Source organism: Hamadaea sp. (assembly GCF_013362815.1).
Taxonomy (GTDB): domain Bacteria; phylum Actinomycetota; class Actinomycetes; order Mycobacteriales; family Micromonosporaceae; genus Hamadaea.
Genome location: NZ_JABFVK010000013.1, coordinates 590,232 through 617,222 on the forward strand (window position 1 = coordinate 590,232; position 26,991 = coordinate 617,222).

The window sequence follows — 26,991 nt, forward strand, 5'->3', positions numbered from 1 at the left end:
CGCTTTCATGCTCCGTGCCCGGAAAGTGCCCTCGCCGGTCAGGATACGTCCGGCGTACCCCGAGGGAGTGTCGGCGCTGCTCACGGCGCACGGAATGCCCTATATTCGACGGGCGCGCATCCTCAATGGACGCGGCTTCGACGGACGGGTGGCCACGTGGCTGGATCGATCACGGTCTACTATCGGGCCGGTAAGGGCCCCCTGCAGGGCGGTTACGTCTACGACTTCGGGCACGTCATGGTCGAGGTCCGCGACGACGCGACGGGGAAGGTCAGCAGCCTCGACGTCTGGCGAGCCGCCGACGGGTCGATGTACGTCAACCCCGCCGTCGACGACGCGCGCCGGGCGGAGTTCGCGAAGGTCACCTTCAAGCTCACCGACGCGCAGGTCGCGGCCGGTCAGCAAGCCATCGCCGAGAAGGCCGCGCATCCGGGTCAGTACGATCTGGACGTCAACAGCTGCGTCACCGCGACCGCCGGCATCCTGAAGTCGACCGGCCTCATGGACTACCACAAGCCGTACTCGACACCGTCCGACCTGTGGCGTGAGATCTGGCGGCGGATCGACGACCATCGGCTCATTCCGACCTCGACCGGTCAGCCGACCGTCGTCGGGCACGGTCAGGCGGGCGAGTCGGCCGACATCGGGCTGAGCGGCGAGACCGGTCACCTGGCGCAGCTCGCCGACGTCGGGAACGCCGGGCACATCGCCGAGATCGGCCTGGCCGGCGAACTGGCGCAGGTCGGCCACTTCGCCGTCGGGCCGGTTGGCCACGGCGGCGAGGTCGGACCGGTTGGCCCCGGCGGTGGGCAGGGCGAACTCGGCCCGCTCGGCGGCCACGTGGGCCACCACGCGGAGTTCGCCGAGACCGGTCAAGTCGCCCACCACGCGGACTTCGCCGAGCTGGGCTCTCAGTTCGCCGAAGAGGGTCAGACCGGCCAGATCGCCGAGATCGGGCAGGCGGCCCAGTCGGCGCAGCAGGCCGAGTTCGCCGAGCTGGGCGGCCAGTTCGCCGAGGAGGGCCAAACCGGTCAGCACGCGGAGACGGGGCAGGCCGGTCAGCACGCAGAGCTGGGCCAGGCCGGCCAGCACGCCGAGACCGCCGAGACGGGAGAGCTCGGGTCGCAGTTCGCCGAGGAGGGCCAGGGAGCGCAACTCGCCGAGCTAGGCGAGGTGGCGCACCACGCCGAGCTGGGGGAGACGGCGCAAACGGCCGAGATGGCCGAGCTAGGCTCGCAGTTCGCCGAAGAGGGCCACGCGGGTGAGTTCGCCGAGTTGGGTCAGCACACGGAAACGGGCGAGCACGCGGAGACCGGCGAGACTGGCGAGCAAGCCGCTCAAGGCCAGAGCGGGCAGGCCGGGCAGACGGGGCAGTCCGGCGAGACCGGCGATCAAAGTCAGGGCGGCGGCGAGCAGGGACCCGGCGGCGAGCAGGGCGACTTCGGCGAGTGGGCTGATCTCGGCGAGGGCGGCGAGGGCACGGAACAAGGCGATCAGTCCGAGCAGGGCCAGTCCGCAGAGACGGGCGAGTCGGGCGAGTCCGCGGAGACCGGTGACAGTGGCGAGGTCGGCGTGAGCGCCGAGTTCGGTGACGGCGGTGACTTCGGCGATGGCGGCGAGTTCGGCGATGGCGGCGAGCTCGGTGACGGCGGTGTCTTCTGGCCTGGCGGAGAAGTGAAGGTCGTCAAGGCGAAGACGGAGTTCGACGAGGTGGAGGCCTTAGGCGCGAGGGTCGGCGAGACCGAGAAGGCCGGTCGGCCGCGTGACGTGCTGCCCAGTGCCGAGGACGTCATCGAGTCGCTCGACCGACCGGCCGAAGGCTGACCGCCGTGCGTACGGCGATCGCCGTAGTGCTCGTCGGCGTCTTCGCGCTGTGGGCGGCGGCCTCAGCGATCTCTCAGATCCGGCGGCCAGGCGTACGCCGGCTGCGGCGGTTCGACGTGCTCGGCCTCGTTCCGGTGTGGAACCTGTTCGGTCCGCGACCCATCGTCTCGGACTACTTCGTGAGCTACCGGGCGTGGGACGAGGCCGGGCAGGAGGTCCACGACTGGCGACGGCTGCCGCTGCCGGGTCGGCGGCGGGTGCTCGACGCGGTCATGAACACCCGCCGGCGGGCCCGCAAGGCGCAGTGGGGCAGCGCGAATTACCTGCTCAGCCTGCGTCGGCCGCCAGTCACGACGCCGAGCTATCTCCTCCTGCTCGGCGCGGTCACCCGGGACGCTCGCCGGGACGAGGCGGCGTACACGGTGCAGTTCCGCGTCGAGTGCGTCGCCGGGCACTATTCCGAGCAGCCGCGGCGGATCGGGGCGTACGAGTCCGAACGGCACCTCGTGTGACGGCGACCGGCTGGACGGCGGGGGAGGTGCTGGACCTGGGATGTCGCCTGGCGGCGCTCGCCCACGCGCACACCGCGTTACAGATTCTCCTGACTCGCCGGGACTTCGCGCCCGGTGGCGCCCTCGATCCCCGGCTGACCGGGCGGCGGGTGGGCAACCCGCTCGATCGGGCGTTCCGGCGGCTCGTCGGGCTCCGGCGAGCCCGGGCGACCGTGGTCCCCGTCGCACTGGCCCGGTTCGCCGGAGCGCTCGTGGTCCTCGTCTTCCCCCGCGCGTGGCCCGTGCTGCTGCTGTTGTGGCTCACCGAACTGGCGGCGCAACCGCTAGTGCGGCCCGGCCTGGACGCCGGGGACGAGATGCTCCGCGTGGTGACGATAGTTTTCACCCTGCGGGCGTTGACCAGCAGCGACGCGGTGCAGGTGGCGGCCGCCGGCTTTCTTACATTCCAGCTGTGCCTCGCGTACGCCGTCGCCGGGCTCTCCAAAGGACAGTCGGCCATGTGGTGGTCGGGTGTGGGTCTGCGAGGGGTGCTCGCGACGGAGTACTTCGGCATCGGCCGGATCGCTCGCCGCCTGGCCCGTTCGCCGGGGCTCGCCCGGACGCTGGGCTGGGCCACGATCGTCGGTGAGTCGTTGTTCTTCGTCGCCATCCTCGCCGGACCGGTCGCTACGGTTATCGCCCTGGCCGGGGCGGTGGCCTTCCACACCATGTGTGCCGTCGTCATGGGGCTGGACGGCTTCGTGCTCCCGTTCGCGGCTACTTTCCCGAGTGCGTACTGGATCTCGGCCGCCCTCGCCGACGAGGTGCCCGGCATCCTTCGTCTCCTGATCGGTGCGGTCCTCGTCTGCGCCGTGACCGGGTGGCTGGCCCATTGGCATGCGACCGAGTCGGTGCGTACGCGGTCGCGGAGCTGACAAGGTCATTGCGTCAGCCGAGTCACCGAGGCTGACGCAATGATCCAGCGAAGGGTCAGGCAGGCAGCGGTTTGCGCAGCCCCGGGCTCACCAGCGCGACGGCGGCCACCGTCAGCGCGCAGATCGCGGCGGCGGCGATGCGAGCGGCGGCCGGGACGTCCGGCACGAAGAACGCCGGGACCGCCGACAGCGCCGACAGCAGCCGGGTGACCACCACGGCTACGGTGGCGATCCGGTTGCCGCGCCAGGCGTACACCGCTGACCCGATGGTGATCAGACCCAGGGCGGCACCGGCGATCGCCACCCCCATCGGCGGGAAGTCACCGCCGCTGAACGGTTGGGCGACGTCGGCCAGGCCGAGCAGGACGGCGAGCACCAGACCAGTACGCAGAGCAGTCATCGGAAGATTCCTTTCAGGCGGAGGGACCGAGGTCCCAGTCGTCGTTCGAAGTGCGCAGTACGCGTACCGCCGCGACGGCGAACCCGAGCGCGGTGAGCCCCCAGGCCGCGGCGTCGCCGATCGGGTTGGGCACGATCGCGGCGAACACGAGATGCAGCGGCTGGGAGACGATCAGGGCGATTCCGGCCCACGCCGGGATCGCGCCGGACCGCCACAGGGCGGTGCCGAGCAAGATCGCGCCGAGGATGTGCCCGGCGACGAAGAGCACCCCGGCGGCCAGCGCCGCTCCGTGGGAACCGGCGGAGTCCAGGATGCGCAGCGCCGCTGTGCGATCGGCGTCCGCCGCGGCTGTGCGTACCAGGATGTCGTTGTTGACGATGGGCAGCACGAGATAGGCCGGCACGAGGAGTGTGAGGCCCGCGAGCGTCAGCCTGGGCGCACGGCGTTGCGCGAGGCGGCCGGCGGCGAGCGCGGACGGCACGAGCGTGAGCGTCGCGAGCAGGCCGAGCCAGACGACGGCGTCCAAGCGGCCGAGCGCGGACGCCGAGTGATCGAGCAGGTCCGGGCCCTCGTCCGTGGTGTGGTACGGCAGGATGCCGCGCAGGACGGCGACCGTCAGCGGGCCGAGCGGCAGCAGGACCGCCGCCGCGACCCGCCGCACCGTGCGGGTGTCGGCCCGCGCCGTGGCCGATGGGCGAGTGAGTGTCGTAGTCATGGGACTGACGCTCCGCCGGAGCCGCCCCCGAGCGCCCGGGGCTCCGCCGCCGCCTGTGCCGGGAAAACGCCCGGGACGCGTAGGGGCAGGACCCCACCCACTCAGGCCCAGCAGGCCCCACCATGGAGACGTGACCAGAACGCGACCGCTCGCCTGGCTGCTCCTCGGAGTGGCCGCCGCGCTGCTGGTCGCCGCCGTCGCCGGGGCGGCGGCCCTGCGGCTGTCCGCGAGCGACGTCGTGGACAGCTACCTGCTCACGAACTCGGCGATGGGAGTCGGATTCGCCGTCTGCGGCGGCATCCTCGCCGTGCAGCGCGGTCGCAATCCGATCGGCTGGCTGCTGCTCGCGGCCGGGGTCGCCCACCTGCTCACCGCGGCGAGCGGGGCAGTGGGCGCCTACGGCTTCGATCAAGGCTGGCCGGAGCCGGTGCTGCGGATTCTGGCGAGCCTGTTCGTGTTCGGCTGGCCGTGGGGGATCTGTCTGCTCCTGCCCTTGTCGCTGCAGCTGTTTCCGGACGGCCGTCCGGTCACGCCCCGGTGGCGCTGGCTCGTGGTCGTGACGGTGATCGCCGGAGTCGGCTTCGTCGCGGCGATGTCGCTCGACTCGGTTCCGGTGGAATTCCGGTCCGGCGTCGCCGTCCGCACCTACCTCGGGCTGCCGTTCTACCATCAGCTCAGTCCCTTGTGGACGGCCGCCAACACTGCGCCGCTGCTCGGCCTGCTCGGCGCGATCTCCGGCCTCGTGGTGCGTTATCGGCGCGGTGACGAGCGCCTGCGCCGCCAGCTGCTCTGGCTCGTCCTCGCGCTCATCGCGGCGGTCGCGGTCAACCTGCCACGCTGGATCGTCGGTGACGGCCCCATCCTGCTGCTGCTCGCGGTGCCGCTCGTCCCGATCGCCATCACCATCGCGATTCTGCGGTATCAGCTGCTCGACATCCGGCTCGTCGTCTCGCGCTCGCTGCTCTACCTGTTGCTCACGCTCGGCGTCGTGGTCGCGTACCTGGGCCTGGTCGCGCTTTTCGACGCCCTGCTGCGCGGTGCGGGGGCGCCGCTCGTGGCCACGTTGCTCATCGCGATCCTCTTCAATCCTGTGCGGGTACGCCTTCAGCGGGCGGTCGATCAGCTGCTGTACGGGTCGCGGTCCGACCCGGTCGCCACGGTGTCCGCGGTCGGGGCCCGGTTGGCCGCCGACGATCTCGGGGGAGTGCTGACCGGCATCCGGGAGACGTTGCGGCTGCCCTTCGCGACGCTGCGCTCCCGATCCGGGGAGGTCGCCTCGGCCGGTACGCCGCCCGGCCGCCTGGAGACGGTGGCGCTGACCTACGGCGGCGAGCGCGTCGGCGACCTGCTCGTCGGCGTACGCGCCGGGGACAAGGCGCTCGGGGACGCCGACCGGGCGGTGCTGAACCTGCTCGCCGCACCGCTGGCCGCCGCGCTCCATGCGACCGAGCTGGCGGAGGAGGTCCAGGCCAGCCGCGAACGGATCGTCACCGCGCGCGAGGAGGAACGCCGCCGCCTGCACCGGGATCTGCACGACGGGCTCGGCCCGACGCTGACCGGGGCCGGGTACAAGGCCGACGCCGCCCTCAACCTGTCCACCTCGGACCCCGACCAGTCGCGGCTGCTCCTCGGCGAACTGCGTGCCGACATCGGCACCGCGATCGACGACGTACGCCGTCTGGTCTACGGGCTGCGTCCGCCCGCGCTCGACGAGGTCGGCCTGATCGGAGCGCTGCGACGGCACTGCGAGCGCCTGCCGCTGGAGGTCACCTTCGCAGCGCCCGCTCAAGTGCCGGCGCTGCCCGCCGCGGTGGAGGTGGCGGCGTACCGGATCGTCACCGAGGCGCTGACGAACGTGACCCGCCACGCGGCTGCCACCGCCGTCACCGTCACGATCGCCGTCGGCACCGAGGTCGAGGTCTCCGTCGTCGACAACGGCCGCAACGGCGGTCCGTGGCCGGCCGGCGTCGGCCTCACCTCGATCCGGGAGCGTGCCGCCGAACTCGGTGGCCTCTGCACGGCCGGTCCCGGCCCCGGCGGCGGGCGCGTCATGGCAGTCTTGCCCCTGGAGGTTTCCGCATGATCCGGATCGTGGTGGCTGACGACCATCCCGTCGTACGCGACGGGCTGCGCGCCCTGTTCACCTCGCTGCCCGGCACCGAGCTGGTCGGCGAGGCGACGAGCGGGCGGGAGGCGATCCGGGCCGCCGTCGTCGAGCGCCCGGACGTGCTGGTCATGGACCTGCGGATGCCCGACGTCGACGGCATCGCCGCCACGGCCGAGATCCGCCGGGTCGCACCCGAGGTCGCCGTCCTCGTCCTGACGATGTTCGACGACGACGAATCGGTGTACGCCGCGATGCGCGCCGGAGCGCGCGGCTACCTCGTCAAAGGCGCGGCCCAAGACCAGATCTCGCAGGCGATCACCACGGTGGCCTCAGGCGGGGCGATCTTCAGCCCCGGGGTCGCCCGCCAGATCCTCGACTACTTCACCGGCCCGGCGCCGGCGGCGCAGACCGAGCCGTTCCCGGAGCTGACGGCCCGGGAACGCGAGATCCTCGACCTCATCGCAGCGGCGCTGCCCAACGCGGCGATCGCCACCCGGCTCGGGCTCGCCCCGAAGACGGTCGGCAACCACATCTCGGCGATCTTCGCCAAGCTGCAGGTCGCCACCCGGGCCGAAGCGATCGTCCGGGCCCGGGAGGCCGGCCTCGGCCGCTTGTGACCCGCGCCTTTTCCGCGCTGCGCTTGAGAGCTGCGCTTTTTGGCGCTGGATCAGGGTTCTGGGCCGAATCTTGGCGCGCATAAGACCCAGAACCGTGATCTGGTGACGACCCTCAGGTGGTCAGTTTCGGAGAAGCCACCGCCACCGGCGTCTCCCTAGGCTTACCGTCACAGGGAGCAAGATTCACAGGGAGGAAGCTGGCATGGCCACTGCGAAGAAGGCGACCCCCAAGGGCGGCAAGTCCTACGACGGGTTCACCGCCGAAGAGCGCGCGGCGATGAAGGAGCACGCCAAGGAGATGAAGGCGGCTCAGGCCGGCGCCGACGCGGAGGCCGAGGTCCTGGCGAAGATCGCCGAGATGGACGGCTCCGATCGGGCGATGGCGGAGAAGATCCACGCCATCGTCAAGAAGGTCGCGCCGGAACTCACCCCGCAGACCTGGTACGGGCAGCCCGCGTACAAGAAGAACGGGAAGGTCGTCTGTTTCTTCCAGGCGAAGGCGAAGTTCAAGACGCGGTACGCCACCTTCGGCTTCCAGGAGGCCGCCCAGCTCGACGAGGGCGGCATGTGGCCGACGTCGTACGCCTTGACCAAGCTCAGCGCCGCCGACGAGAAGCGGATCGCCGAGCTGGTCAAGAAGGCGGCGGGCTGATGGCTCCGTCCTAGGGGGACGGCGTCGGGGAGACGCCGTTGGCGAGGGGGAAGTCGATCCGGCCCACGTGAGACGGTCCGGCGAGCTTCTCCTTCGGCATACCCGTGCTGTAATCGGCGACGACGCCCGACCAGATGCGGAAGGGCGCGGTCCCGGCCGTGATCGTCGCCTTGGTCAGCGGGTCGACCACCGGGGCGGAGCCCGCGGCGTTGCCGGTCCAGATCGCGACGGTCACCTGCTTGGTGAAGCCGACGACCCAGGCGTGGGCGTTCTCGGGCGTCGGCTGGAGCTTGCCGTCGCGCAGCACCGAGCCCTCCCACGTCCCGCCGACCGTGGCGATCTCTCGGCCGTCCACGGCGGCGGTCCATCGCCGGTCGGCCGCGACCTGCGTCATCGCGTAGGTGACGTCGCCCGCGACGGCCGGGCGCATGACCTGCTTCGGGGCCTGCTTCGCCCCGACGCCGGCGATGGGCAGGTAGCTTCCCGTGACGGGGTCGCGCTTCTCGACCTTCTGCACGAAGTACGGCTTGTTGTAGACGCCGCCGTTGGCGATCGTGCCGATGCCGGCCGCGTTGTCCAGCACGGTGACCGCGTACTGGCCGTAGCCGACCGGGCGGTCGAACGGAAAGCGGCTGTTCGGGCTCTGAACCGAGGCGCGCGCGAGCTGCTCCTTGCCGTCGGCGTCCCACATGCAGCGGATGCCCGCCTGGTACGCCGTCTTCACGATCGCGCCCGGGCCGAGCTGCCGGGCGACCCAGTAGAACGGCACGTTGTACGACTTCACGAAGCTTTCGGTGAGCGTGCAGTACTCCTTGCAGGGAGCGGAGGACGCTCCGTTGTTGCCGACGCGGATCTTGTCGGTGGGATCGGTGTAGGGCAAGGATCTCCAGTGCGAATCCAGCGAGGCTCCCGCCTCCAACGCTGCCGCCAGCGTATAGGCCTTCATCGTTCCACCCGCCGGGTGTCCGCCGACCAGCGCATTGTCCACCGTGTTCAGTCCGGCGAGGTCCGGGCCGTTGCCGTCGAGCCCGCCGTAGTACGCGAGGACCGCCCCGGTGGCGTGGTCGAGGACCACCCCGGCCGCTTCGAGATCCTGCTGCACCTTGCCGTTCGCGTCGCGTACCACCTTGGTGCCGTAAAGCTCGGAATCCTTGAGATCCGGCCGGGCGGCCTGTTCCAGCAGCAGCTGCGCGCGTGGGTCGATCGTGGTGTAGACACGGTAGCCGCCGTTGCGCAGGTCCGTCGGCTCGATGCCCTGCTGGCGGAGCTCCTCGTATACCTGGTTCACGACGTGGCCGGTCGCGCGTCCCGCGTTCTCGCCGGGCTTGACGACGATGCCCCACTCCGCGGTCGGCGTCACCGTGGCGTACGCCCGGACGGAGGGGAACGCCTGCTGCGACCGCTCGTCCGGCGTGATCCACCGCCCGACCAAGTTGTCGAGCACGTACGCCCACCGGTCCTTGGCCTCCGCCGGATGCGCTTCGGGATCGAACGGGCTCAGCCCGCCGTCAGCGGCGTACGGCTCGTGCAGGACACTGCCGAGAACGGCCGCCTCCGCCACCGTCAGATCCTTGGCCGGCTTGCCGAAGTACGCCTGCGCCGCGGCCTCCACGCCGACGGCTCCGCGGCCGAAGTCGACCGAGTTCAGGTAGAACCCCATGATCGTCAGCCGGTCGTATTGGTCCTCGAGCTTGCGGGCGAGCACCGTCTCCCGATAAGAGTTGCCGGTCATCTGGGTGGCGAGCCGCACATACCGGTGAGTGAGCTCCGAGCCGCGGAAGGAGTCCTTGAAGAAGTCCCGGTCCTCACCGGCGATCAGCGCGCCGCGCACCTTGTCGGGGATCACCGTCATCGGGACGGCGATCCGGTTCACCGTGCCGAGCTGGGCGAGCTGCGTCTTGCCGTCGGCGGCCATGATCGTTGTGACGCCCGCAGACTGGAAGCTCTCCGGTTGCAACGCATCGACACTGTCCACATAGTACGTCGTGACCAGGAGGCCGCCACCGAGCAGCACGGCCAAGGTCGCCGCCAGCGCCACGACAACCCGATACTTCCGGCTCCGCCGGCGTTTGCGCCCAGCTGGTTCTGCCGACACCTCCGGTGCTGCTGGTGTGATCGCCTGCGGTTCCTCGTTCGCCGTCATCTGCACCCCGTTTCCGTCCCGACCGTGCGTACGCCGAGAGGCCAGACGCGCGGAGCACCGTCGATGGTTGCCGGTCCGCGTCAGACTACGGAAACCTGCCATGCCGCGGGGGCCCGTCGCTCGGTGCGTACAGGCCCCCAGGGTTCGCGGCCAACTCAACCCTGCTGCTGGGCAGCCCACTCGGCCACCCGGCGGGCGCTCTCCTCGGGGGAGAGGTCCTCGACTCGGGTCATGATCGACCAGCGCACCCCGAACGGGTCGCGGATCGACGCGTACCGGTCGCCGGAGACGAAGGTCGACAGCGGCTCGCGTACCGTCGCCCCGGCCGCCTCGGCCCGCGCGACGAGGGCGTCGGCGTCGGCGCAGTAGAGGCCCATCGAGTAGCAGTCGTCGTCGCCCTCCGGGGCAGCGACCAGGTGATATTCCGGGCTGGGCTCGCCGAGCTGCAGGTGGCCGTGGCCGAAGTCGAGGTCGGCGTGCGCGACGACCTCACCGAACTTCGTGACGTCGACGACCTTCGCGCCGAACACCTCTTCGTAGAACTTGATGGCCCCGGCTGCGTTCGGAATCGCGAGGAAAGGCGTGAGGCTGGTGTGGCCGTTGGGAATGCCGTTGGTGGTGTGCTGTCCGTTCATGTGTTCGACCCTATTCGCGCCGGCGCCCGCCGGGCTTGGAGATTCGCGCCAGGTACGCGCAGGCCGGCTCGCCGAGAACGGCCAGTAGGCTGGGCCGGGTGAGTGGCGAGAACCGCGGCATCCTCTATCCGGCCCGGCTGCCGGACCTCCAGCGGCTGGCCGCCCCGGACTCGGTCGCCGAGCTGGTTCGGTGGTTCTGGATCCCCGAGTGGGACATCGCCCCCGGGCGTACCTCGCGGCAGCATCTGGTGTCGTTCCCGGCGAGCAACCTGGTCGTGCAACCGGACCTGGTGATGTTGTCCGGCCCGCAGACGCGGGCGTCCCATCGCGACCTGACCGGCCGAGGCTGGGCGGTCGGCGCGCTGCTGCGCCCGGCGGCGACTCCGTCGTTCACCGAGGCACCGGCCGATCTGCGCGACACCGTACGCCCGTTCGACGCACCTGAGCTGCAGGAAGCGGTCGTGGCGGCGATGACCGTCGCCGATCGCGACGAACGGCACGCCGCCGCGGTGGACGCCTTCTCGACGTGGCTGGACAAGAACTTCCAGCCCGCGACGGATCAGGGTCGCCAGGCCAACGATCTGGCCGACCTGCTGGACGGTGACGCCACGGTGCGTACGCTCGACGACGCCGCCGCGCGGCTGCACCTGGCCCCGCGTACGGTGCAACGCCTGGCCACCCGCTATGTGGGGTTGTCCCCGGTGGAGATGATCCGCCGCCGTCGCCTGCAAGAGGCGGCTCAGCGGGTGCGTACCGAGCCGGGGGTGAGCCTCGCCGGGATCGCCACCGAACTCGGCTACGCCGACCACGGCCACCTGACCCGGGAGTTCCGCGAGCGGCTGGGTTTCACCCCGAGCGGCTACCGCGCCGAGGCCGATTAGGCGCTCAGACGACGAGCTGCTGGTGGTAGGACCACTCCGCGCCGCCGTAGCCCCGGGGCGTCTCGTGATCCGGCCGCCCCTCCGGGCCGAAGTCGTGGTCGGCCACCGACAGGCCGTTGTGCTCGGACGCGAAATCCGGCTCCCACGCGAGCTCGAGGGCCTCCTCGGACCGGTTCGGCCCGGTTTCGCGGGGTTGTTCAGCGTCGACCATGGTCACCACCCCGTATGCCAGTGTGCCCCGCCGGACGCTGTCGCGCTGGGGAAGGCGCGGACTCTAGTCCAGCGCGGCGGTGAATCGGGCCGCGACGGCAGCGACGGCGGCCCGCAGCTCCGGTCCGCCCACGACCCGGAACGCGAACGGGACGGCGGCCAGCCATTCCTGGGCGTACATCGCGGGGTTGTTCGTCGTGCCGACCACTCGGCAGCCGTCGCCCCACGGTTCCAGCCGGCCCATCGTCGGGCGGATCCACGGCGCGACCTCGGCCATCGGCGCGTCGAACACCACCTCGGTCGCCATCGGCCAGCCCGATCCCAGGTTCTCGGCCAGCGCGCGGACGGGGTCGAGGTTCTCCGGCGGGATGAACTGCTGATCCGTCGGCTCGACGGCGCTGATGCGGTCGATCCGATAGGTACGCACGGCGTCCGCCCGATGTGAGTGGCACAGCAGGTACCAGCGTCCATATCGGACGACCACCGCCCAGGGGTCCACATCGGATTCCCAGTCGGTGTCACCGTCCGGCCGCCGGGTACGCGGGCTGCGATAGGTCAGCCGGACCCGCCGATGCTCGGCGACGGCGGCGACCAGGACGCTGGTGGTAGCCGGATCCGGGCGGGAGGCGTACTGGTCGGGGGTGGCCGCGATGTTCTCGCGGAGGGCGGCGGCCTGACGGCCGATGCCCTCCGGCAGCGCCCGGATGACCTTGCCGAGGGCGGAGCCGACCGTGTCGTCCGAATCGGTCGCGGCGGGTCGGCCGTCCAGCACCGCCATGACGAGCGCCAGCGCCTCACCCTGCGAGAACACGATCGGTGGCAGGCGTACACCCCGGCCCAGCCGGTAGCCGCCGTGCGGGCCGCGCAGCGAGTCCACCGGTACGCCCGCCTCGCGCAGGATCTCGACGTAGCGACGGGCCGCGCGCTCGGTGACGCCGAGCCGTTCGCCGAGCTCCTCGGCGGTGACGCCGGGCCGGGTCTGCAGGATCTCCAGCGTGCGGAGCGCGCGGGCGGTCGGGCTCGGTTGGGCGGACATCCGGCCAGCGTAAACCGACTGAATCACAAACCGGAAGTAGAACGTCCGGAATCGGGTCTACGGTGACCGGGTAAGCCTCACAGGGACACCCGGCAGAAAGCGATCACGACATGGACATCCTGCTCATCGGCGGTCTTTGGCTCAGCGGAGCGGCTTGGGACGAGGTGGTTCCGGCGCTCGAGGACCTCGGTCACCGCCCGATCCCGGTCACGCTGCCCGGCCAGGGCGCGGAGCCGGCCGACGCCACGCTCGACGACCAGGTGGCCGCCGTGGTCGCCGCCGTCGACGGAGCGTCCGGCCGGCCGCTCGTCGTGGGTCATTCCGCCGCCTGCTCGCTGGCCTGGCTCGCCGCCGACGCCCGGCCGGACCGGGTCGCGAAGACGGCTCTGATCGGCGGCTTCCCGTCGGCCGACGGCGACTTCTACGGGCCTTCCTTCGACATCGTCGACGGGGCAATGCCGTTCCCCGGCTGGGGCCCGTTCGACGGACCGGACTCCGCCGACCTCGACGAGGCGGCCCGGCAGCGGCTGGCCGACGCCGCCATCCCGGTTCCCGAGGGCGTCGCCCACGCCGTCGTACGCCTGACCGACGAGCGCCGCTACGACATCCCGGTGGTGCTGATCTGCCCGGAGTTCTCTCCGGCCCAGGCCCGGGAATGGGTCGACGGCGGTGAGGTGCCGGAGCTGGCGAAGGCCAAGCACGTCGAATACGTCGACATCGACTCGGGACACTGGCCGATGGTCAGCTGCCCGGTCGAGCTGGCCCGCGTCATCGCGGCGGTCGCCGACGCCAAGTGAGCGCGCGGGCTGCCCTCACCATTCGGAGGGCAGCCCGAACCACCGCAGCGATCGGTCGTCGAACCTGGTCAGGGCGGCGATCCGGGAGCCGCTCAGGGTCGCCGCCATCACCCCGATCCCGGTATGCGTACCGTCGTCCGCGGGGCGGTAGATGCCGAATGCCGGTGATCCGTTGGCCCGCGTCGGCAGCAGAGCGTAGTGCCGGCCGGTGCTGAACACCGTCTCGCAGAACCTGGTGGCGGCGGCGATCCCGATGTACTCGAACGGCACCGGCGGCATCGAGATGAACACGTCGTCGGTCAGCAACGCCACGAGCGCACCGACGTCGGCCGACTCGTACGCGCTGACGAACTTCGCGACGATCGCGTCCTCGGCCGCCGACGCCGTCGGCGGCGCGGGCGCGCGGTCGCTCGGGTCGGGCAGGCGGGTCTGCAGACCGGCCCGGGCTCGGCGGAGTGCGCTGGTCACCGACTCGACCGTCGTGTCGAGCATGTCGGCCACCTCGGCGGCGTGGAAGCCGAGCACGTCCCGCAGCACGAGGACGGCGAGCTGGCGCGGCGGCAGGATCTGCAACGCCGTCACGAAGGCCAGCGAGATGGACTCGGTCTGCTCGTAGCGGGCCTCCGGCCCGATCGGCACGCCCGAGGCGCCCGCCAGCAACGCGTCGGGATACGGCTCCAGCCAGGGCACTTCGCCGAGCTGGGTGGGCTCGGGCGGGCTCACCCCCGGAAAGCCCCACTCCGTGGCCGGTCGCCGTCGCGCCGAGCGGAGCGTGTTGAGGCACCGGTTGGTGGCGATCCGGTAGAGCCAGGTCCGGATCGACGATCGCTCCGCGAATCCGGCCAGGCCCTGCCAGGCGGCCAGCATGGTGTCCTGCAACGCGTCCTCGGCGTCCTGCACCGAACCGAGCATGCGGTAGCAGTGCACGTGCAGTTCCCGCCGATACGGCTCGGTGAGCGCCCGGAACGCGTCGCCGTCGCCGGCCCGCGCCCGGGAGATCAGATCCGTCGTGACCACAATCCCGTCCTTCCGCCGTCTACGCCCATCCTGACCACATCGTCAGCGGCTCGCCGTGGCACTCTCCGACGAACCGGCGCTCTGCGAAGGAGTGGACACCGCCGGGGTCGCGAACTGGGCGGTGATCCGGCGGCCGAGCGTACCGGTTCCGGCGAGGGCCGCCCCGACGGCGAGCGCCGCGCAGCCGACCAGCGCCGGAGTGAACCCCCCGACGAAGTCGGCGGGCGAGGCGTACCCGCCGGCGACGGCGAACACGGCGACGACCGCCGCCACGCCGAACGCCCCGCCGAGCTGCCGCAACGCGCCGTACGCCCCGGACGCCTTGCCGAGATCGGGCGGAGCGACCGCACCGAGCACCGCGCTCTGCGTCGCCGGGATCGAGGCGGCGACCCCGATGCCGGACAAGATCAGCGGCGCCACGAGCTCCCAGTACGCGACCCCGGGCGCGGCGACGGCGGCGATCCACACCATCGAGAGGCCGTGCAGCAGCATGCCGCCCACGATGAACGGGCGCTCGCCGTACCGGGGGATCAGCGAGCCGACCAAACGGGGGACCAGCGCCGTCATCGCACCCCACGGCACCAGCCGCAACCCGGCCTCAAGCGGTCCCGTCGACAGCCCCACCTGGAAGAACTGTGCCATGAAGTAGACCGAGCTGAAGGCCGACGCCCACACGAAGAAGATCGCGGCGTTGCCCGCCGCGAAGGCGCGTACGCCGAACAGCCGCAACGGCAGCATCGGCTGATCGGTCCGGCGCTCCACCAGGAGGAAGGCCACCGTCAGGACGACTCCCGCGCCCAGCGTCAGCAGCGTCTCCGGGCCGGTCCACCCGGCGGTGTTGGCCCGGACGAGGCCCCAGACGAGCCCCAGCGCCGCCCCGCTCGACAGCAGCAGTCCGGGCAGGTCCAGGCGTACCTTCACGCCCGCGCTGGGCGAGATCCGGGTCAGCACCAGCCCGATGAGGATCGCCGCGAGCGGCACGTTGATCCAGAAGATCCAACGCCAGGACGTGCCGTCGGCGATCGCGCCGCCGAGCACCGGCCCGAGCGGGACGGACGTGCCGACGACCGCGGAGAACATGCCCAGCGCGCGGGCTCGGGTCGCTGGGGAGACCGCCGCGCCGAGCAGTGTCAGCGCCAGCGGCATGACGGCCGCCGCGCCCGCGCCCTGGACCGCGCGGGCGGCGATGAGCCAGCCCGCGTCCGGTGCGGCGGCGCAGCCCGCCGAGGCCACGGCGAAGACGGCGAGACCCAAGAGGAAGATCCGCCGCCGGCCGAACCGATCGCCGAGCGCTGCCGCCGTCAGCAGCAAGACGGCGAAACTCAACGTGTACGCGTTCACCGTCCACTCGAGTTGTTCGGTGGACGCGTGCAGATCCAGGCGCAGTGTCGTCAACGCGGTCGCCACGACGGTGGTGTCGAGCCCGACGAGCAGCGCGGAGATCGCCGTGAGCCCGACGACCCAGCGCTGCGAGGTGGTCAGAGAGTGGTGAGTCATGGCGATGGTGACACCGCCGCCGGCCCGAACTGGGCGGCGCGCACCCGCGAATGAGACGGCCGTCACGGTCGCGCTCTCATTGTGTGCGCTCCCATTAGGGTACGCGTGTGCGAACGGTCAAGGTCGAAACCCCCAGCGGCCAGACGTGGGGCGTACGCGTGGTGTGGCAGCCGCGGTGGAGCGCGCTGGTGCGGCGGTTCGGGGCCTGGCGGCGCAAACGCAAGGGCGAGAAGAGCTCCGGTGTCGGCGACTTCAGCGGCTGTGGTGACGTCGGGGGCTGCGGCGGCGACGACTTGGGCGCGATCGTTCTCGGGATCGTGCTGTTCATCGTCGGCGTACTGCTCTTCTGGTTCATCCTGCTGCCGTTGCTGCTGCTCGTCGTCGACATCCTCGTCATCGTTCTGCTGCTCCTGGTCGCCATCCCGGCCCGGGTGCTGTTCCGTCGTCCGTGGACGGTCGAGGCGGCGTACGACGACGGGCAGAACGAGCAGATCTTCTCCACCGACGTCGTCGGCTGGCGGCGCGCGCTGGCGACCCGGGACGACATCGCGGCGAAGTTGGCGCAGGGCTATCCGGTGCCGGTCGTGGGCACGCTGCGTACGCGGCTCAGCGGCCCGCCCGCCGAGTCATGACCACCACCGAGACGCGGGCCGCCGCCGGTCGGCTCGGGCGCGCGATGCTGCCGCTCGCGCTCGTCTTCTTCTCCGTCGGCGTCTCGACCGCGCTGGTCTACCCGTTCCTCGCGCTGTTTCTCGACACCGCGGTGCACGCCAGCCCGCTCCAGATCACGGTGTTCCTGGTCGTTTCGCCCCTGTCCGGCGTCTTCGCCGCCAGCGCGCTCGGCCGGTTGTCGGACCGGCGGGCCGTCCGGCGCGGGCTCATGCTCCTCGCAGCGGTGGGCGGGTTCGCCAGCGCCGGGCTGACCGCCGTCGTCCGGAACTACTGGCTGCTGCTCACGCTCGCGGTGACTGGCTGGGCCCTGGCCAATGCGCTCTTCCCGCAGACTTTGGCGTACGCCCGCCAGGTGCTCGTGCGCGATCGGCCGGATCGGGCCACCCTGGGACTGAGCGCACTGCGGACGGTGTTCTCCGTCGCCTGGGTCGTCGGCCCGTCGCTGGCGGCGTTCGTCATGAAGGCCGGCGGCTTCACCTGGTTGTACGCCTTCGCCGGAGCGATGTACGCCGTCGCCGGGCTGCTGGTGTTCTTCCTGTTCGACTCCGATCAGCCCCAGCCGAAGGCCACCCCGTCCGGCGCGGCCGACGCCGACGTCCCGCTGGAGACCTCCTGGTGGACGCTGATGGCGACCGCGGCGGGGTTCACGTTGCTGCAAGCGCCGCTGACGCTGATCTCCCAGGTCCTGCCGATCTACATCGGGCGGTACCTCGGCGGCGACGTCACCGACACCGGCCTGATCCTCGGCGTGTGCGCCTTCCTGGAGATCCCGTTCATGCTCGGCCTCGGCGCGATCACCAGCCGGATCAGCGTACGCACGGTGGTGCTCGCCGGCAGTTGCTGCGGCGTGGCGTACTTCGCCCTCGCGTCGACGGCGACCGCCGTCTGGCACCTGGTGGCCGCGCAGATCCTGAACGCGCTGTTCATCTCGGCCGTCGCCGGAGTCGGCATCTCCTACATGCAGGGCATGCTGCCCCGGCATCCCGGGCGGGCCACCGCGCTGTTCACCAACTCGTTCCCGATCGGGGCGATGGTCGCCGGGCCGCTGTTCGGCGTGGCCCAGCATTTCGGGTTCCGGCTGGCCTGGCCGATCGCGACCGCCGTCTGCGCCGTCGGCCTGCTCCTGCTGTGGACCACCCGGCCGACGCCGGCTGCCGAACCGGCCGTCACGTAGCGCCGGTGGACTGGTCTGACGCCTTCTCGATCTTGAATCCGGTGATGCCGTACAGCACGCTCAACGCCGGGCTCGCGTAGTTGAAGATCGCGTACGGCAGATAAGACAGCACCGGTACGCCCAGCACCGCGCCCATGAACGCCCCGCACGAGTTCCACGGCACTAGCGGCGAGGTGACCGTGGCGCTGTCGGCCGCCAGGCGGGACAGGTTCGTCGCGGCGAGGCCCCGCTTCTCGAACTCCAGGCGGAACACTCGCGACGGCAAGACGAGCGCGATGTACTGGTCGCCGGCGACGACGTTGAGCCCGAAGCCGCAGGCGAACACCGCGAGGAACAGCCGGCCGGTGCTGCTCGCCGCCCGGATCAGTGGATCGACCAGCCGGTTGATCAGGCCGAACTCCTCGAGGATCGCGCCGAAGGTGACGGCGCCGATGATCAGCCAGAGGGTGGGCAGCATGCTGTCCATGCCACCGCGCGACAACAGCCGGTCGATTTCGCCGATGCCGGAGTCGATCTCGAACCCGTTGGCCATCGCCCGCCAGATCCCCTTGATCGAGCCGACCACCGGATTCTCGGCCGTGCCGACGAAGTCCCGCATGACCTGCGGTTGCAGGAACGCCCCGAGGATGCCGGCGAACAACGCCGAGATCATCAGCGCGAGGGTGGCCGGGACCTTCCGGACGGACAGCACCGCCAGCAGCACCAAGGGCAGCAGATTCCACGGGTTGATGTGGTAGATGTCGCCGAGACTGGCCAGCTCCACCTCTTTGCCGACCGGATTGTGCACGTCCGGTGCGCGTACCAGACTCAGAACCAGAAAGGCCACCGTGGCCAGGACGAACGCGGGGACCGAGGTCCAGGCCTGGCGTTTGATGTGCTGATGGACGTCCACCTTGACCATCTGCGCGGTCAGGATGGTGGTCTCGGACAACGGCGAGAGCTTGTCGCCCAGGTATGCCCCCGAGATCACCGCGCCCGCCGTGATGGCGGGGGAGACGCCGAGCATCGCCGCCACCCCGATGAGCCCGGCCCCGATCGTTCCCGCGGTCGTCCACGAGCTGCCGATGCTCATCGCGACCGCGCCGCAGATGATCGCCGCCGCGGCGTAGTACCACGACGGCGACAGCGCTTGAATGCCGTAATAGACCAGCGTCGGGATGGTTCCCGAGAGGTTCCAGATGCCGATCAGCGCGCCGACCGCGAGCAGGATCAGCACCGCGCTGGTGATCGAGGTGAACGCGTTCTGCGCGGCCCGTTCGACGTCGGCCCAGGTGTGGCCGTTCTTCATGCCGATCAGCCCGGCGACCAGCACGCAGACGATCAACGCGGCCTGGATCGGGCCGTCGAGCGCGTCGAGGCCGAACATGGCCAGCGCCGCGGCGATCAGACCGGCCAGGACGACGAGCGGAACGATCGCGTCCAGGAGCGACGGCTCCCGCTGCTGTCTCGACATGCTGCCCCCTGGTCGTGACTGTACGGACGCGGCAGCTGTTCTGGGCGATATCTGGGATAAGGTGCCGAGACTCGGGTAACGATGGCGGTATGACCGAGATGCCGCAGTCCGGCGACAAGGCGCCCGACTTCACCCTGCCGTTCGGCCCGGGAGAGACCGTCAGCCTCAGCTCGCTGCGCGGACGCCCGGTCGTGCTCGCCTTCTATCCGGCTGACTTCAGCCCCGTGTGCAGCGACCAGATGGCGCTCTACCAGGCGGTCAAGAGCGAGTTCGACCGGTACGACGCCCAGCTGTTCGGGATCTCCGTTGACGGCGTCTGGTGCCACCGCGCGTTCGCCGACAGCCGCAATCTGCGGTTCCCGCTGCTGTCGGACTTCGAGCCGAAGGGCGAGGTGTCGCGGGCGTACGGGTCGTATGACGCCGAGCTCGGCGAATCGTTGCGCAACCTGTTCGTCATCGACGCGTCGGGCACGGTGTTCTGGAGTTTCGCGTCGCCGAACGGGGTGAATCCGGGTGCCGACGGCATACTGTCGGCGCTGGAGGCGATGTCGGGCGGGGATGCGTCATGACCACCCCGTTCGAGATCCAGACCGGGCGGCTGACCATCCCGGTCGGCGCGGGCGATCACATCCGCGGTTCCGAGTCCGCCCCGGTCACGCTCGTGGAATACGGGGATTACCAGTGCCCGTACTGCGGGGCGGCGTACCCGATCGTCGAGGAGCTGCTGAGAGAGCGCGCCGACGTCGTACGCCTCGTGTTCCGCAACTTCCCGCTGAGCGACATCCATCCGTCCGCCGAGCCGGCCGCGGAGTTCGCGGAGTCGGCCCCGCCCGACCGCTTCTGGGACGCCCACGACTGGCTGTTCACGCATCAGGACCGGCTCGATCCGCCGCATCTGGCGTCGGCCGCCGCCGAACTGGACCCGTCCGGTCAGATGGTGAAGTCGATGGCCGGCCGCGTCTTCGCCGACCGGATCCGCCACGACTTCCTCGGCGGCGTACGCAGCGGGGTAAACGGGACGCCGACGTTCTTCGTCAACGGCGTACGCCATGACGGCGGGTACGAGCTGTCCGAGCTGATCGCGGCGGTCGACGCCGCCCGCCCGATGTGACGGGGAGGCGACGCCGTACGCCTTCGATGCGCTACCGGCCGTTCTGGTCACGCTCCTCGATCACGTGATCGATGAGGCCGTACTGCTGGGCGGCCACAGCGGTGAACACGCGGTCATGGTCGGTGTCGGCGCGCAGAGTCGCAGCACTCTGCCCCGTATGCCGGGCGAGGACCTCCTCGATGTCGGCCCGGACCCGGACCACCTCGTCGGCCTGGAGGATCAGGTCGGGGATCGCGCCGCGTCCCTGTGCGGCGGGTTGATGCAGCACGATGCGGGCATGCGGCAACGCCGCGCGCTTGCCGGACGTACCCGCCGCCAGGAGCACCGCGCCGACGGCGACCGCCTGCCCGACACAGATCGTCGCGATCTGCGGCCTGATGTAGCGCATCGTGTCGTAGACGGCCAGCATCGCGCTGGGATCTCCGCCCTCGCAGTTGATGTAGAGCTGGATCTCGCGCTCCGGGTTGTCCGCCTCCAGGTGCAGCAGCTGTGCCACGAGCGCGTTAGCGACTCCGGCGTCGAGCGCCGTGCCGAGATAGACGACGCGCTCGGTCAGCAGGTGCGAGTAGACGTCCATGACGCGATCGCCGCGCGGATGCTGGGCGATGACGTTCGGGATCATGTAGCTGCTCATCGAGACGCCCCCTCCTCGGTCGCGCGGAGACCGACGTAGCGGCGGCGGCCCCGAGGCGCGATGTCGTCGAACTCCGCCACGATCTCGTCGATGAACCCGTACTCGAGCGCCTCTTGGGCGGTGTACCAACGGTCGTGCAAGGAGTCCTCGAACACCCGCTCGACGGGCTGGCCGGTGTCCTCGGCGATCAGGCGCAACACCGTGTCGCGCGTATGCCGCAGGTCGTTGGCCTGCAACTCGACGTCGACCGCGGTGCCTGCGATGCCCGCCGAGCCTTGGTGCATGAGGACCCGGGCGTGCGGCATCGCCCGGCGCTTGCCGCTGGTCCCGGCTGAGAGCAGGAACTGGCCGGCGCTGTAGGCGATGCCGAGCGCCAAGGTCGACACGGCGCACGGAATCAGCCGCATGACGTCGCGGATGGCCAGCATCGCCGGGACCGACCCGCCCGGCGAGTGAATCCACAGTGCTATGTCGGTGGACGGATCATCCATCGCCAAGGTGATCAGTTGTGACGTCAGGAGGGTGCCGTTGTCGTCGTCCAGCGGGCCGTCTAGGACGAGGACGCGCTGCTCGTACAGCTCGCGCCGGACGCGCTCGGTGAACATCAGGGGCTTGTGCTCATCGCTCATGCGTCCACCCTGCCCGCCGCATACGGCCGAACGCGGGCTCGTCTGCCGTCGGCAGATCTGCTCACAGCAGCGAAGAACGCGTTCGGCTGTGGGCGGAAGAGCCGCTCGTGGGGCCCTTGCCCGCCTTACGATGAGGCGTGGCTGAGACCCCCCGGACAGACGACACTTCCGCCGGCCGCGAGCCGCTGTGGCGGCACGCCCTCGGCGAGCAGCTCCGATCGCTTCGCCAGGAGCGTGGGGAGACGCTGGCCGAAACGGCGGGACGGGCAGGAGTGTCGCCGCAGTACCTCTCCGAGATGGAGCGCGGCACCAAGGAACCGTCCAGCGAGATGATCGCCGCGGTCACCGGAGCGCTGGACGTCGCTCTCGTCGACGTCGCGGCGGCGATCGCGGAGAACCTCAGGAACCTGCGGCCGAGCGTGTTCACCGGGCCGACCTGCCGGGCGGCGTACGCACTAGCCGCCTGACCGCCCAAACCTCAGCGCAGGACCGAGTCGACGATCGTGCGTACCGCCTCCGGCGTGGGCGGTCCGGCGCTGCGGTCGGCGAACCGCAGGTGAGCGGTCCCGATCAGCATCGCGCCCAGGGTCTCGGGGTCGGCGTACGCGTCGACCCGGCCCAGGCGCTGTTCCGCGGCGAGGTATTCGCCGAGCATGATCGCGCCGTCGGTCAGCACCGGAATGCCGGCCGGCCACGTTTCGCGCAGCCGCGTACGCAGTTCGTCCCGGAACGTCACCAGCGGCACGATGGCGAGCGCGACCGAGCTGAACAGGGCGGTCAACGCGTTCGTGACGTTCTCCGCGACGGAACCGACGCCGACGAGCTCCGGAAGATCACCGGTTGCGGTCTGCTGGAACCGGTCGAGGACGAAGTCGGCGAGGAACCCGTCGAAGTCGGCGAAGTGCTTGTGCAGTACGCCTTTCGCCACCCCCGCCTCGTCGGTGACCGCCCGGCTGGTGAGCGCGCTCGGCCCGTCCCGCAGCAGGATGCGCTCGGCGGCGTCGAACAGCTGTTGGCGTACGTCGCGTAGGGCCACGCCGGTCGGCACAGGTCTCTCCCGTTGCTAAGTGGGCAAGCGCCCACTAGTGTGGGCACATGCCCATTCTAGAGCCGCACCAGAACCGGCAGATGGCGGAGTCGTTCGGCGTGGACGCGGTCCGCTACGACCGCACACGTCCGGCGTACCCGGCGGAGATGATCGCCCGGATCGTCGAGCTCAGCCCCGGGCCGGCGGTCCTCGACGTCGGCTGCGGCACCGGCATCGCCGCCCGGCAGTTCCGGGCCGCCGGGTGCGTGGTGCTCGGCGTCGAGCCCGATCCCCGGATGGCCGCGTACGCCGAAAGCACGGGGATCACCGCCGAAGTGGCGACCTTCGAGAGCTGGGACGCGGGGGAGCGACGATTCGACGCGGTGGTCGCCGGAACGGCGTGGCATTGGATCGATCCGCTGGCCGGCGCACGGAAGGCGGCCGACGTACTGCGGCCGGGCGGCGTACTGGCTCCGTTCGGGCACGCCTTCGAGCCACCGGCCGAGATCGGGCGGGCGAGCGTGGCCGTGATCCGCCGGATCGCGCCGCAGCTGCCGGTGCCGCCGCCGGACGTCTCGGTCCTCGACGGCTACCAGGGCATGTACGCCAAGTTCGCCGAGGTGGCCGGTCAGACCGGCCGATTCGGGGAGCCGAAGCCGTTCCGGTTCGACTGGGAGCGCGCGTACACCCGAGACGAATGGCTTGCGCAGCTGCCCACGTCGGGCGGTCTCACCCGCCTCGCGCCGGAGCAGCTGGCCGAGGTGCTGGCGGCGACCGGCGCGGCGATCGACGAGCTCGGCGGCACGTTCACGATGCGCTACGCCACCGTCGGCTTCACCGCCGTCCGCGACTAGCACGGAAATGCGTCAGCCGATTCCGCTTAGGAGGCGCGCCAAGCCGTACTGGAAGAGCCGGTCGAACCGGTCGGCGGCGTGTGGCGTCTCGGCCTCCAGCATGATCCGGCTGAGCTCGGGATACCGCCCGCTGCCCATGATGGACTCGCCGTACGCGCTCTGGATGTCGAGCCAGCCGCGCAGATCCTGCCCGGAACGCCGGACGGCCTCGCGTTCGGCGAGTTCCTCGATGACGTGGCCGCGGACGAAGGTCAGCACGGTCTGCACCCGGAGCAGCGTCTCGTCGGCGGTCAGCCCGAGTCCGGCGAGGGTGGCATAGGTGGCCTCCTGCCAGGCCAGCCCGTTCGGGCCGAGCGACGGCCGGGACGCGGGGAGGCCCGCCAACCAGGGATGCCGCAGGGCGAGCTCGCGTTGCGCGGCGGCCACCGCCGAGAGATCCGTCCGCCAGTCGCCGGACGGCTCGGGTGGCCGAGCCTCCCCGAGGACGGCGTCCACCATCAGGTCGAACAGCTCGTCCTTGTTCACGATGTAGCGGTACAGCGTGGCCGGGCCGGTGCCGAGCTCGGTGGCGACCCGGCGCAGGGACACTCCGTCGAGGCCCTCGGCGTCGGCGAGGCGTACCGCCGTCGCGGCGATGTCTTCCCGGCGATGGGCCGGCCGGGGACCCCGAGCGCCTCGTTCGGGGCGCAGCCAGATCGGTTCGGTCACGCTCATCACCCCATTATTGCGATCACTGTACGCGGTAAGCTACCGTCGCATTATGCGAACAGCGTTCTCAGTTTCTCAGGAGTCGGTGACCTCCGCCGACGGCACCGTCATCGGATACCGGCTGCTCGGCGACGGACCCCCGATCCTGGTCCTGCACGGGAGCATGCTCGCGGCGCAGCACATGATGCGGCTGGCGTACGCGCTCGCCGGGGACTTCACGGTCGCCGTTCCCGATCGGCGGGGACGTGGCAGTAGCGGACCGCACGGTTCGGAGTACCAGCTGGCTCGGGAAGTGGAGGACGTCGCAGCTCTCGCCGAAGCGACGGGAGCGACCCGGATCTTCGGGTTGAGCTCGGGCGGCCTGATCGCCCTGTACGCGGCCCGCACGCTGCCGCAACTTGACCGAGTGGCGGCCTACGAGCCGCCGCTGTCGGTCGGCGGCTCCGCCCCGACCGCCTGGCTGGACCGTTTCGACCGCGAGATCGCCGCCGGGAAGTCGGGCAAGGCGCTGGTGACCGCGCTCAAGTCGATGGGCGTCGAGCCGCTGTTCAATCGCGTGCCCCGGCCGGTGCTGGACCTGCTGATGCCGCTCGCGGTCCGGCTGCAACGCGATGTCCCGGCGGGCGATGTGTCGATCGAGGCGCTCACGCCGACCATGCACTACGACATGGCGCTCGTTCGCGAAGCCGCGGACACTGCGGGCCTGTTCGCCCAGCTCGACGCCCGCGTGCTGCTCCTCGGCGGCAGCCGCAGCCCGGCGTACCTCGGAGTCGCGCTGGACGCGCTCGCCGCCGTCATCCCCGGCGTCAGCCGACGCACAATGCCTGGTCTCGGCCATTCCGGACCCGAGAACGACGGCCGGCCCGAGCAAGTGGCCGAAGTCCTCCGCGACTTCTTCGCGTAGGGCCCCGCCCGCGACGCCAACCCCGGTACGCTTCGGCGCCGGCCGAACCGTCGCCGAGGCATCATGGGACGGTGACCACGCCTGACCTGGCCGGATTCGCCTCTCTGCTCGCCGACCGCACCCGCGCCGGGTTCTGCCTGGCGTTGCTGGACGGCCGGGCCTGGACCGTCTCCGAGCTGGCCCGGCAGGGCGGGGTGGCCGCGTCGACCGCCACCGAGCATGTGCACCGGCTGGTCGCCGGGGGCCTCCTCGTCGAGCAGCGCCAGGGACGGCACCGATACGTCCGGCTGCGCGACACCGATACGGCCGCCCTGATCGAGGCGATGGCGCAGGCGGCACCGAAGATTCGCGTACCGGTGCGGGGGCTGGCCGACGACCGGCGCGGCCAGGCGCTCGCGTACGCCCGGACCTGTTACGACCATCTCGCGGGCGCGCTCGGCGTCACCATCGCCCGAGCGATGACCCGGCACGAGTTCGTCACTTGGACGGATGGCCCGGCGCTGACCGACCGCGGCTCCGACTGGCTTGCCGAACTCGGTGTCGTGCTGCCCGCCCCGTCGCGGCGGCCTCCGCTGCGTGGCTGTCTGGACTGGACCGAGCGCGTCGAGCATCTCGGCGGCGCGATCGGTGCGGCGTTGTGCGCTCAGGCCAAGGCCGACGGCTGGGTCACCCCGATCGGCACCGGGCGGGCGCTCGCCCTGACTTCGCGCGGCCGGGCCGTCCTCGAGCCCTGGGACGCCGTTCCCTGAGGTATCGGCAAGATCCGCATCCCGATACGTGTCACAATCCGGGCCAGCGGTGACACTTTTCGGGCTGATGATCTCGCATCGTCGCTTGTGGACGGCTCCGTCACCGGCCGTCCACGCGACGGCCGGCTTCGCCGAACACCCAGTCGCTGGTCTGCGCGATGAACTCGGTGGGGAAGCCGACGGAGAAGTCGGCGGCTTCGGTCAGACGGCGTACCACATGGTCGGGAAGCGTGAGGTCGAGCGCGCCGAGATTGTCGTCGAGCTGGGCGAGGGACCGCGCGCCCACGATGGGGTGTACGGACCGTGAGCGGGCGCGGACCCAGGCCAGCGCGACCTGCGAGGGGGTCGCGCCGAGCTCGTCGGCGGCCTGTTGGACCGCGTGGGCGACGGTGTGATCGCGCTCGGACAGATTCGCCGCGGTGAGACGGCTCGACGCTTCGGCGGTCCCGGCGGTGTACTTGCCGGACAAGATGCCGCCCGCGAGCGGACTCCACGCGGCGACGGTCATCCCGGTGGCCTCGGCCATGGGCAGCAGTTCGCGCTCGATGTCGCGATTGAGCAGGCTATATGGGACTTGCAGACCGGCGAACGGCGTCCAGCCGCGCCACTGCGCGAGGACGTTGGCCCGCGCCACGACCCACGCCGGAGCGTCGGAGATGCCGATGTACAGCACCTTCCCGGCCCGGATCACGTCGTCGAGCGCACGCATCGTCTCCTCGACGGGCGTGTGGCGATCCCAGAGATGCACCCAGTAGACGTCGAGGTAATCCGTGCGCAGCCGTCGCAAGCTGGTCTCCAGCGAACGCACCAGATTCTTGCGATGATTCCCGGCGGCGTTCGGGTCGCGGCCGTCGCGCGAGACGGTGTACTTGGTCGCCAGCACGAACTCGTCGCGGCGACCGTCGAGCAGCTCACCCAGGAACTCCTCGCTCGCCCCGCCCCGGTAGTTCACCGCGGTGTCGACGACGTTGCCGCCTGCTTCGGCGTACCGGTCGAGGATGCGGCGACACTCGTCGAGGGGCGCGCCGACGCCGCCTTGCTCGCCGAAGGTCATCGCGCCGAGGAACAGTTCGGAGACTCGCAGGCCGGTATTGCCGAGGAGGCGGTAGCGCATGATCA

The 26,991-nt window shown here is 70.8% G+C and carries 30 protein-coding genes; 16 read left to right on the forward strand and 14 right to left on the reverse strand.

Annotated features, from left to right (window positions below):
• Positions 1-156: 156 nt before the first annotated feature.
• The 3 genes from HOV77_RS07630 to HOV77_RS07640 are packed head-to-tail and all read left to right on the forward strand — an operon-like array spanning position 157 to position 3,250.
• Positions 157-1,824 (forward strand): hypothetical protein, encoded by a 1,668-nt coding sequence (locus tag HOV77_RS07630; RefSeq protein ID WP_290859478.1) that lies wholly within the window; start codon positions 157-159, stop codon positions 1,822-1,824.
• A gap of 5 nt (positions 1,825-1,829) precedes the next feature.
• Positions 1,830-2,336: a hypothetical protein gene (locus HOV77_RS07635; protein ID WP_290859480.1), complete on the forward strand. Its 507-nt coding sequence runs from the start codon at positions 1,830-1,832 to the stop codon at positions 2,334-2,336.
• Positions 2,333-3,250, forward strand: coding sequence for a hypothetical protein (locus tag HOV77_RS07640; protein WP_290859482.1), 918 nt, complete (start codon positions 2,333-2,335; stop codon positions 3,248-3,250). The genes HOV77_RS07635 and HOV77_RS07640 overlap by 4 nt, the downstream gene beginning before the upstream one ends.
• 55 nt (positions 3,251-3,305) lie before the next feature.
• Here the strand turns inward: HOV77_RS07640 and HOV77_RS07645 are convergent, their stop codons facing one another.
• Together HOV77_RS07645 and HOV77_RS07650 are read right to left on the reverse strand one after the other, a co-directional pair.
• Positions 3,306-3,650 carry a hypothetical protein gene (locus HOV77_RS07645; RefSeq protein ID WP_290859484.1) on the reverse strand — a complete coding sequence of 115 codons (345 nt, stop codon included), beginning with the start codon at positions 3,648-3,650 and terminating at the stop codon, positions 3,306-3,308.
• 13 nt (positions 3,651-3,663) lie between these two features.
• Positions 3,664-4,365, reverse strand: a complete 702-nt coding sequence (locus tag HOV77_RS07650; RefSeq protein WP_290859486.1) for a hypothetical protein — start codon at positions 4,363-4,365, stop codon at positions 3,664-3,666.
• A 130-nt stretch (positions 4,366-4,495) separates the two neighbouring features.
• Here HOV77_RS07650 and HOV77_RS07655 point away from each other — a divergent pair, with 130 nt between their 5' ends.
• From HOV77_RS07655 to HOV77_RS07665, 3 genes are all read left to right on the forward strand, one after another.
• Entirely contained in the window at positions 4,496-6,448 is a 1,953-nt protein-coding gene (locus HOV77_RS07655) for a histidine kinase (RefSeq protein ID WP_290859488.1), read from the forward strand.
• A complete protein-coding gene (locus HOV77_RS07660; protein WP_290859491.1) occupies positions 6,445-7,089 on the forward strand; it encodes a response regulator transcription factor in 645 nt (214 codons plus the stop codon). The genes HOV77_RS07655 and HOV77_RS07660 overlap by 4 nt, the downstream gene beginning before the upstream one ends.
• Positions 7,090-7,291: 202 nt before the next feature.
• On the forward strand, positions 7,292-7,741 hold the full coding sequence (locus tag HOV77_RS07665; protein WP_290859493.1) for a DUF1801 domain-containing protein: 450 nt from the start codon (positions 7,292-7,294) through the stop codon (positions 7,739-7,741).
• A 10-nt stretch (positions 7,742-7,751) separates the two neighbouring features.
• Here HOV77_RS07665 and HOV77_RS07670 read toward each other — a convergent pair whose 3' ends face one another.
• Together HOV77_RS07670 and HOV77_RS07675 are read right to left on the reverse strand one after the other, a co-directional pair.
• On the reverse strand, positions 7,752-9,884 hold the full coding sequence (locus tag HOV77_RS07670) for a transglycosylase domain-containing protein (protein WP_290859496.1): 2,133 nt from the start codon (positions 9,882-9,884) through the stop codon (positions 7,752-7,754).
• A 155-nt stretch (positions 9,885-10,039) separates the two neighbouring features.
• Positions 10,040-10,519 carry a VOC family protein gene (locus HOV77_RS07675; protein ID WP_290859498.1) on the reverse strand — a complete coding sequence of 160 codons (480 nt, stop codon included), beginning with the start codon at positions 10,517-10,519 and terminating at the stop codon, positions 10,040-10,042.
• A 155-nt stretch (positions 10,520-10,674) separates the two neighbouring features.
• Here HOV77_RS07675 and HOV77_RS07680 point away from each other — a divergent pair, with 155 nt between their 5' ends.
• Entirely contained in the window at positions 10,675-11,400 is a 726-nt protein-coding gene (locus HOV77_RS07680; protein WP_290859698.1) for a helix-turn-helix transcriptional regulator, read from the forward strand.
• 4 nt (positions 11,401-11,404) lie between these two features.
• On the opposite strand, the gene HOV77_RS07685 is transcribed toward HOV77_RS07680, so the two are convergent.
• Positions 11,405-11,611, reverse strand: a complete 207-nt coding sequence (locus tag HOV77_RS07685) for a hypothetical protein (protein WP_290859501.1) — start codon at positions 11,609-11,611, stop codon at positions 11,405-11,407.
• A 63-nt stretch (positions 11,612-11,674) separates the two neighbouring features.
• Positions 11,675-12,646: a WYL domain-containing protein gene (locus HOV77_RS07690; protein ID WP_290859503.1), complete on the reverse strand. Its 972-nt coding sequence runs from the start codon at positions 12,644-12,646 to the stop codon at positions 11,675-11,677.
• 110 nt (positions 12,647-12,756) lie between these two features.
• Here HOV77_RS07690 and HOV77_RS07695 point away from each other — a divergent pair, with 110 nt between their 5' ends.
• Positions 12,757-13,443 (forward strand): alpha/beta hydrolase, encoded by a 687-nt coding sequence (locus HOV77_RS07695; RefSeq protein WP_290859505.1) that lies wholly within the window; start codon positions 12,757-12,759, stop codon positions 13,441-13,443.
• Positions 13,444-13,458: 15 nt separating this feature from the next.
• Here HOV77_RS07695 and HOV77_RS07700 read toward each other — a convergent pair whose 3' ends face one another.
• Both HOV77_RS07700 and HOV77_RS07705 read right to left on the reverse strand, forming a co-directional pair.
• On the reverse strand, positions 13,459-14,460 hold the full coding sequence (locus HOV77_RS07700) for a sigma-70 family RNA polymerase sigma factor (protein ID WP_290859507.1): 1,002 nt from the start codon (positions 14,458-14,460) through the stop codon (positions 13,459-13,461).
• 42 nt (positions 14,461-14,502) lie between these two features.
• A complete protein-coding gene (locus HOV77_RS07705) occupies positions 14,503-15,957 on the reverse strand; it encodes an MFS transporter (protein WP_290859509.1) in 1,455 nt (484 codons plus the stop codon).
• A gap of 107 nt (positions 15,958-16,064) precedes the next feature.
• Here HOV77_RS07705 and HOV77_RS07710 point away from each other — a divergent pair, with 107 nt between their 5' ends.
• Both HOV77_RS07710 and HOV77_RS07715 read left to right on the forward strand, forming a co-directional pair.
• Positions 16,065-16,589, forward strand: coding sequence for a hypothetical protein (locus HOV77_RS07710; protein ID WP_290859511.1), 525 nt, complete (start codon positions 16,065-16,067; stop codon positions 16,587-16,589).
• Positions 16,586-17,803 (forward strand): sugar efflux transporter, encoded by a 1,218-nt coding sequence (locus HOV77_RS07715; RefSeq protein ID WP_290859513.1) that lies wholly within the window; start codon positions 16,586-16,588, stop codon positions 17,801-17,803. The genes HOV77_RS07710 and HOV77_RS07715 overlap by 4 nt, the downstream gene beginning before the upstream one ends.
• Here HOV77_RS07715 and nhaC read toward each other — a convergent pair.
• Positions 17,796-19,256, reverse strand: a complete 1,461-nt coding sequence (gene nhaC, locus HOV77_RS07720; protein ID WP_290859516.1) for a Na+/H+ antiporter NhaC — start codon at positions 19,254-19,256, stop codon at positions 17,796-17,798. The genes HOV77_RS07715 and nhaC overlap by 8 nt on opposite strands.
• Before the next feature lie 89 nt (positions 19,257-19,345).
• On the opposite strand from nhaC, the gene HOV77_RS07725 reads away from it, so the two are divergent.
• Both HOV77_RS07725 and HOV77_RS07730 read left to right on the forward strand, forming a co-directional pair.
• Positions 19,346-19,825: a redoxin domain-containing protein gene (locus tag HOV77_RS07725; protein ID WP_290859518.1), complete on the forward strand. Its 480-nt coding sequence runs from the start codon at positions 19,346-19,348 to the stop codon at positions 19,823-19,825.
• Complete coding sequence (locus tag HOV77_RS07730; protein ID WP_290859520.1) at positions 19,822-20,367, forward strand: thioredoxin domain-containing protein; 546 nt, start codon at positions 19,822-19,824, stop codon at positions 20,365-20,367. The genes HOV77_RS07725 and HOV77_RS07730 overlap by 4 nt, the downstream gene beginning before the upstream one ends.
• A gap of 31 nt (positions 20,368-20,398) precedes the next feature.
• Here the strand turns inward: HOV77_RS07730 and HOV77_RS07735 are convergent, their stop codons facing one another.
• Together HOV77_RS07735 and HOV77_RS07740 are read right to left on the reverse strand one after the other, a co-directional pair.
• The gene (locus HOV77_RS07735; protein WP_290859523.1) at positions 20,399-21,001 is read right to left on the reverse strand and encodes an ATP-dependent Clp protease proteolytic subunit; all 603 of its coding nucleotides are present in this window, start codon (positions 20,999-21,001) and stop codon (positions 20,399-20,401) included.
• A complete protein-coding gene (locus tag HOV77_RS07740; RefSeq protein ID WP_290859530.1) occupies positions 20,998-21,630 on the reverse strand; it encodes an ATP-dependent Clp protease proteolytic subunit in 633 nt (210 codons plus the stop codon). Before HOV77_RS07740 ends, HOV77_RS07735 begins: the two co-directional genes overlap by 4 nt.
• A gap of 137 nt (positions 21,631-21,767) precedes the next feature.
• Between HOV77_RS07740 and HOV77_RS07745 the strand changes: the two genes are divergently transcribed.
• Entirely contained in the window at positions 21,768-22,097 is a 330-nt protein-coding gene (locus HOV77_RS07745) for a helix-turn-helix transcriptional regulator (RefSeq protein WP_290859535.1), read from the forward strand.
• Between the two features lie 11 nt (positions 22,098-22,108).
• Here HOV77_RS07745 and HOV77_RS07750 read toward each other — a convergent pair whose 3' ends face one another.
• The gene (locus HOV77_RS07750; protein ID WP_290859537.1) at positions 22,109-22,678 is read right to left on the reverse strand and encodes a TetR/AcrR family transcriptional regulator; all 570 of its coding nucleotides are present in this window, start codon (positions 22,676-22,678) and stop codon (positions 22,109-22,111) included.
• Positions 22,679-22,725: 47 nt separating this feature from the next.
• On the opposite strand from HOV77_RS07750, the gene HOV77_RS07755 reads away from it, so the two are divergent.
• Positions 22,726-23,511: a class I SAM-dependent methyltransferase gene (locus HOV77_RS07755; RefSeq protein WP_290859539.1), complete on the forward strand. Its 786-nt coding sequence runs from the start codon at positions 22,726-22,728 to the stop codon at positions 23,509-23,511.
• Positions 23,512-23,523: 12 nt separating this feature from the next.
• Here HOV77_RS07755 and HOV77_RS07760 read toward each other — a convergent pair whose 3' ends face one another.
• Positions 23,524-24,219, reverse strand: coding sequence for a TetR/AcrR family transcriptional regulator (locus HOV77_RS07760; RefSeq protein ID WP_290859541.1), 696 nt, complete (start codon positions 24,217-24,219; stop codon positions 23,524-23,526).
• Between the two features lie 52 nt (positions 24,220-24,271).
• Here HOV77_RS07760 and HOV77_RS07765 point away from each other — a divergent pair, with 52 nt between their 5' ends.
• Both HOV77_RS07765 and HOV77_RS07770 read left to right on the forward strand, forming a co-directional pair.
• A complete protein-coding gene (locus tag HOV77_RS07765) occupies positions 24,272-25,123 on the forward strand; it encodes an alpha/beta hydrolase (RefSeq protein ID WP_290859543.1) in 852 nt (283 codons plus the stop codon).
• Between the two features lie 71 nt (positions 25,124-25,194).
• Entirely contained in the window at positions 25,195-25,872 is a 678-nt protein-coding gene (locus tag HOV77_RS07770) for a winged helix-turn-helix domain-containing protein (RefSeq protein ID WP_290859546.1), read from the forward strand.
• Positions 25,873-25,972: 100 nt separating this feature from the next.
• On the opposite strand, the gene HOV77_RS07775 is transcribed toward HOV77_RS07770, so the two are convergent.
• Positions 25,973-26,986: an aldo/keto reductase gene (locus HOV77_RS07775; protein ID WP_290859548.1), complete on the reverse strand. Its 1,014-nt coding sequence runs from the start codon at positions 26,984-26,986 to the stop codon at positions 25,973-25,975.
• Positions 26,987-26,991: the final 5 nt, after the last annotated feature.

Coding starts and splice junctions, on each gene's coding strand:
- HOV77_RS07645 (WP_290859484.1), bottom strand. CDS start 3,650: ATGACTGCTCTGCGTACTGGTCTGGTGCTCGCCGTCCTGCTCGGCCTG.
- HOV77_RS07650 (WP_290859486.1), bottom strand. CDS start 4,365: ATGACTACGACACTCACTCGCCCATCGGCCACGGCGCGGGCCGACACC.
- HOV77_RS07660 (WP_290859491.1), top strand. CDS start 6,445: ATGATCCGGATCGTGGTGGCTGACGACCATCCCGTCGTACGCGACGGG.
- HOV77_RS07665 (WP_290859493.1), top strand. CDS start 7,292: ATGGCCACTGCGAAGAAGGCGACCCCCAAGGGCGGCAAGTCCTACGAC.
- HOV77_RS07670 (WP_290859496.1), bottom strand. CDS start 9,884: ATGACGGCGAACGAGGAACCGCAGGCGATCACACCAGCAGCACCGGAG.
- HOV77_RS07675 (WP_290859498.1), bottom strand. CDS start 10,519: ATGAACGGACAGCACACCACCAACGGCATTCCCAACGGCCACACCAGC.
- HOV77_RS07685 (WP_290859501.1), bottom strand. CDS start 11,611: ATGGTCGACGCTGAACAACCCCGCGAAACCGGGCCGAACCGGTCCGAG.
- HOV77_RS07690 (WP_290859503.1), bottom strand. CDS start 12,646: ATGTCCGCCCAACCGAGCCCGACCGCCCGCGCGCTCCGCACGCTGGAG.
- HOV77_RS07695 (WP_290859505.1), top strand. CDS start 12,757: ATGGACATCCTGCTCATCGGCGGTCTTTGGCTCAGCGGAGCGGCTTGG.
- HOV77_RS07705 (WP_290859509.1), bottom strand. CDS start 15,957: ATGACTCACCACTCTCTGACCACCTCGCAGCGCTGGGTCGTCGGGCTC.
- HOV77_RS07715 (WP_290859513.1), top strand. CDS start 16,586: ATGACCACCACCGAGACGCGGGCCGCCGCCGGTCGGCTCGGGCGCGCG.
- nhaC (WP_290859516.1), bottom strand. CDS start 19,256: ATGTCGAGACAGCAGCGGGAGCCGTCGCTCCTGGACGCGATCGTTCCG.
- HOV77_RS07725 (WP_290859518.1), top strand. CDS start 19,346: ATGACCGAGATGCCGCAGTCCGGCGACAAGGCGCCCGACTTCACCCTG.
- HOV77_RS07730 (WP_290859520.1), top strand. CDS start 19,822: ATGACCACCCCGTTCGAGATCCAGACCGGGCGGCTGACCATCCCGGTC.
- HOV77_RS07735 (WP_290859523.1), bottom strand. CDS start 21,001: ATGAGCAGCTACATGATCCCGAACGTCATCGCCCAGCATCCGCGCGGC.
- HOV77_RS07740 (WP_290859530.1), bottom strand. CDS start 21,630: ATGAGCGATGAGCACAAGCCCCTGATGTTCACCGAGCGCGTCCGGCGC.
- HOV77_RS07755 (WP_290859539.1), top strand. CDS start 22,726: ATGCCCATTCTAGAGCCGCACCAGAACCGGCAGATGGCGGAGTCGTTC.
- HOV77_RS07765 (WP_290859543.1), top strand. CDS start 24,272: ATGCGAACAGCGTTCTCAGTTTCTCAGGAGTCGGTGACCTCCGCCGAC.
- HOV77_RS07775 (WP_290859548.1), bottom strand. CDS start 26,986: ATGCGCTACCGCCTCCTCGGCAATACCGGCCTGCGAGTCTCCGAACTG.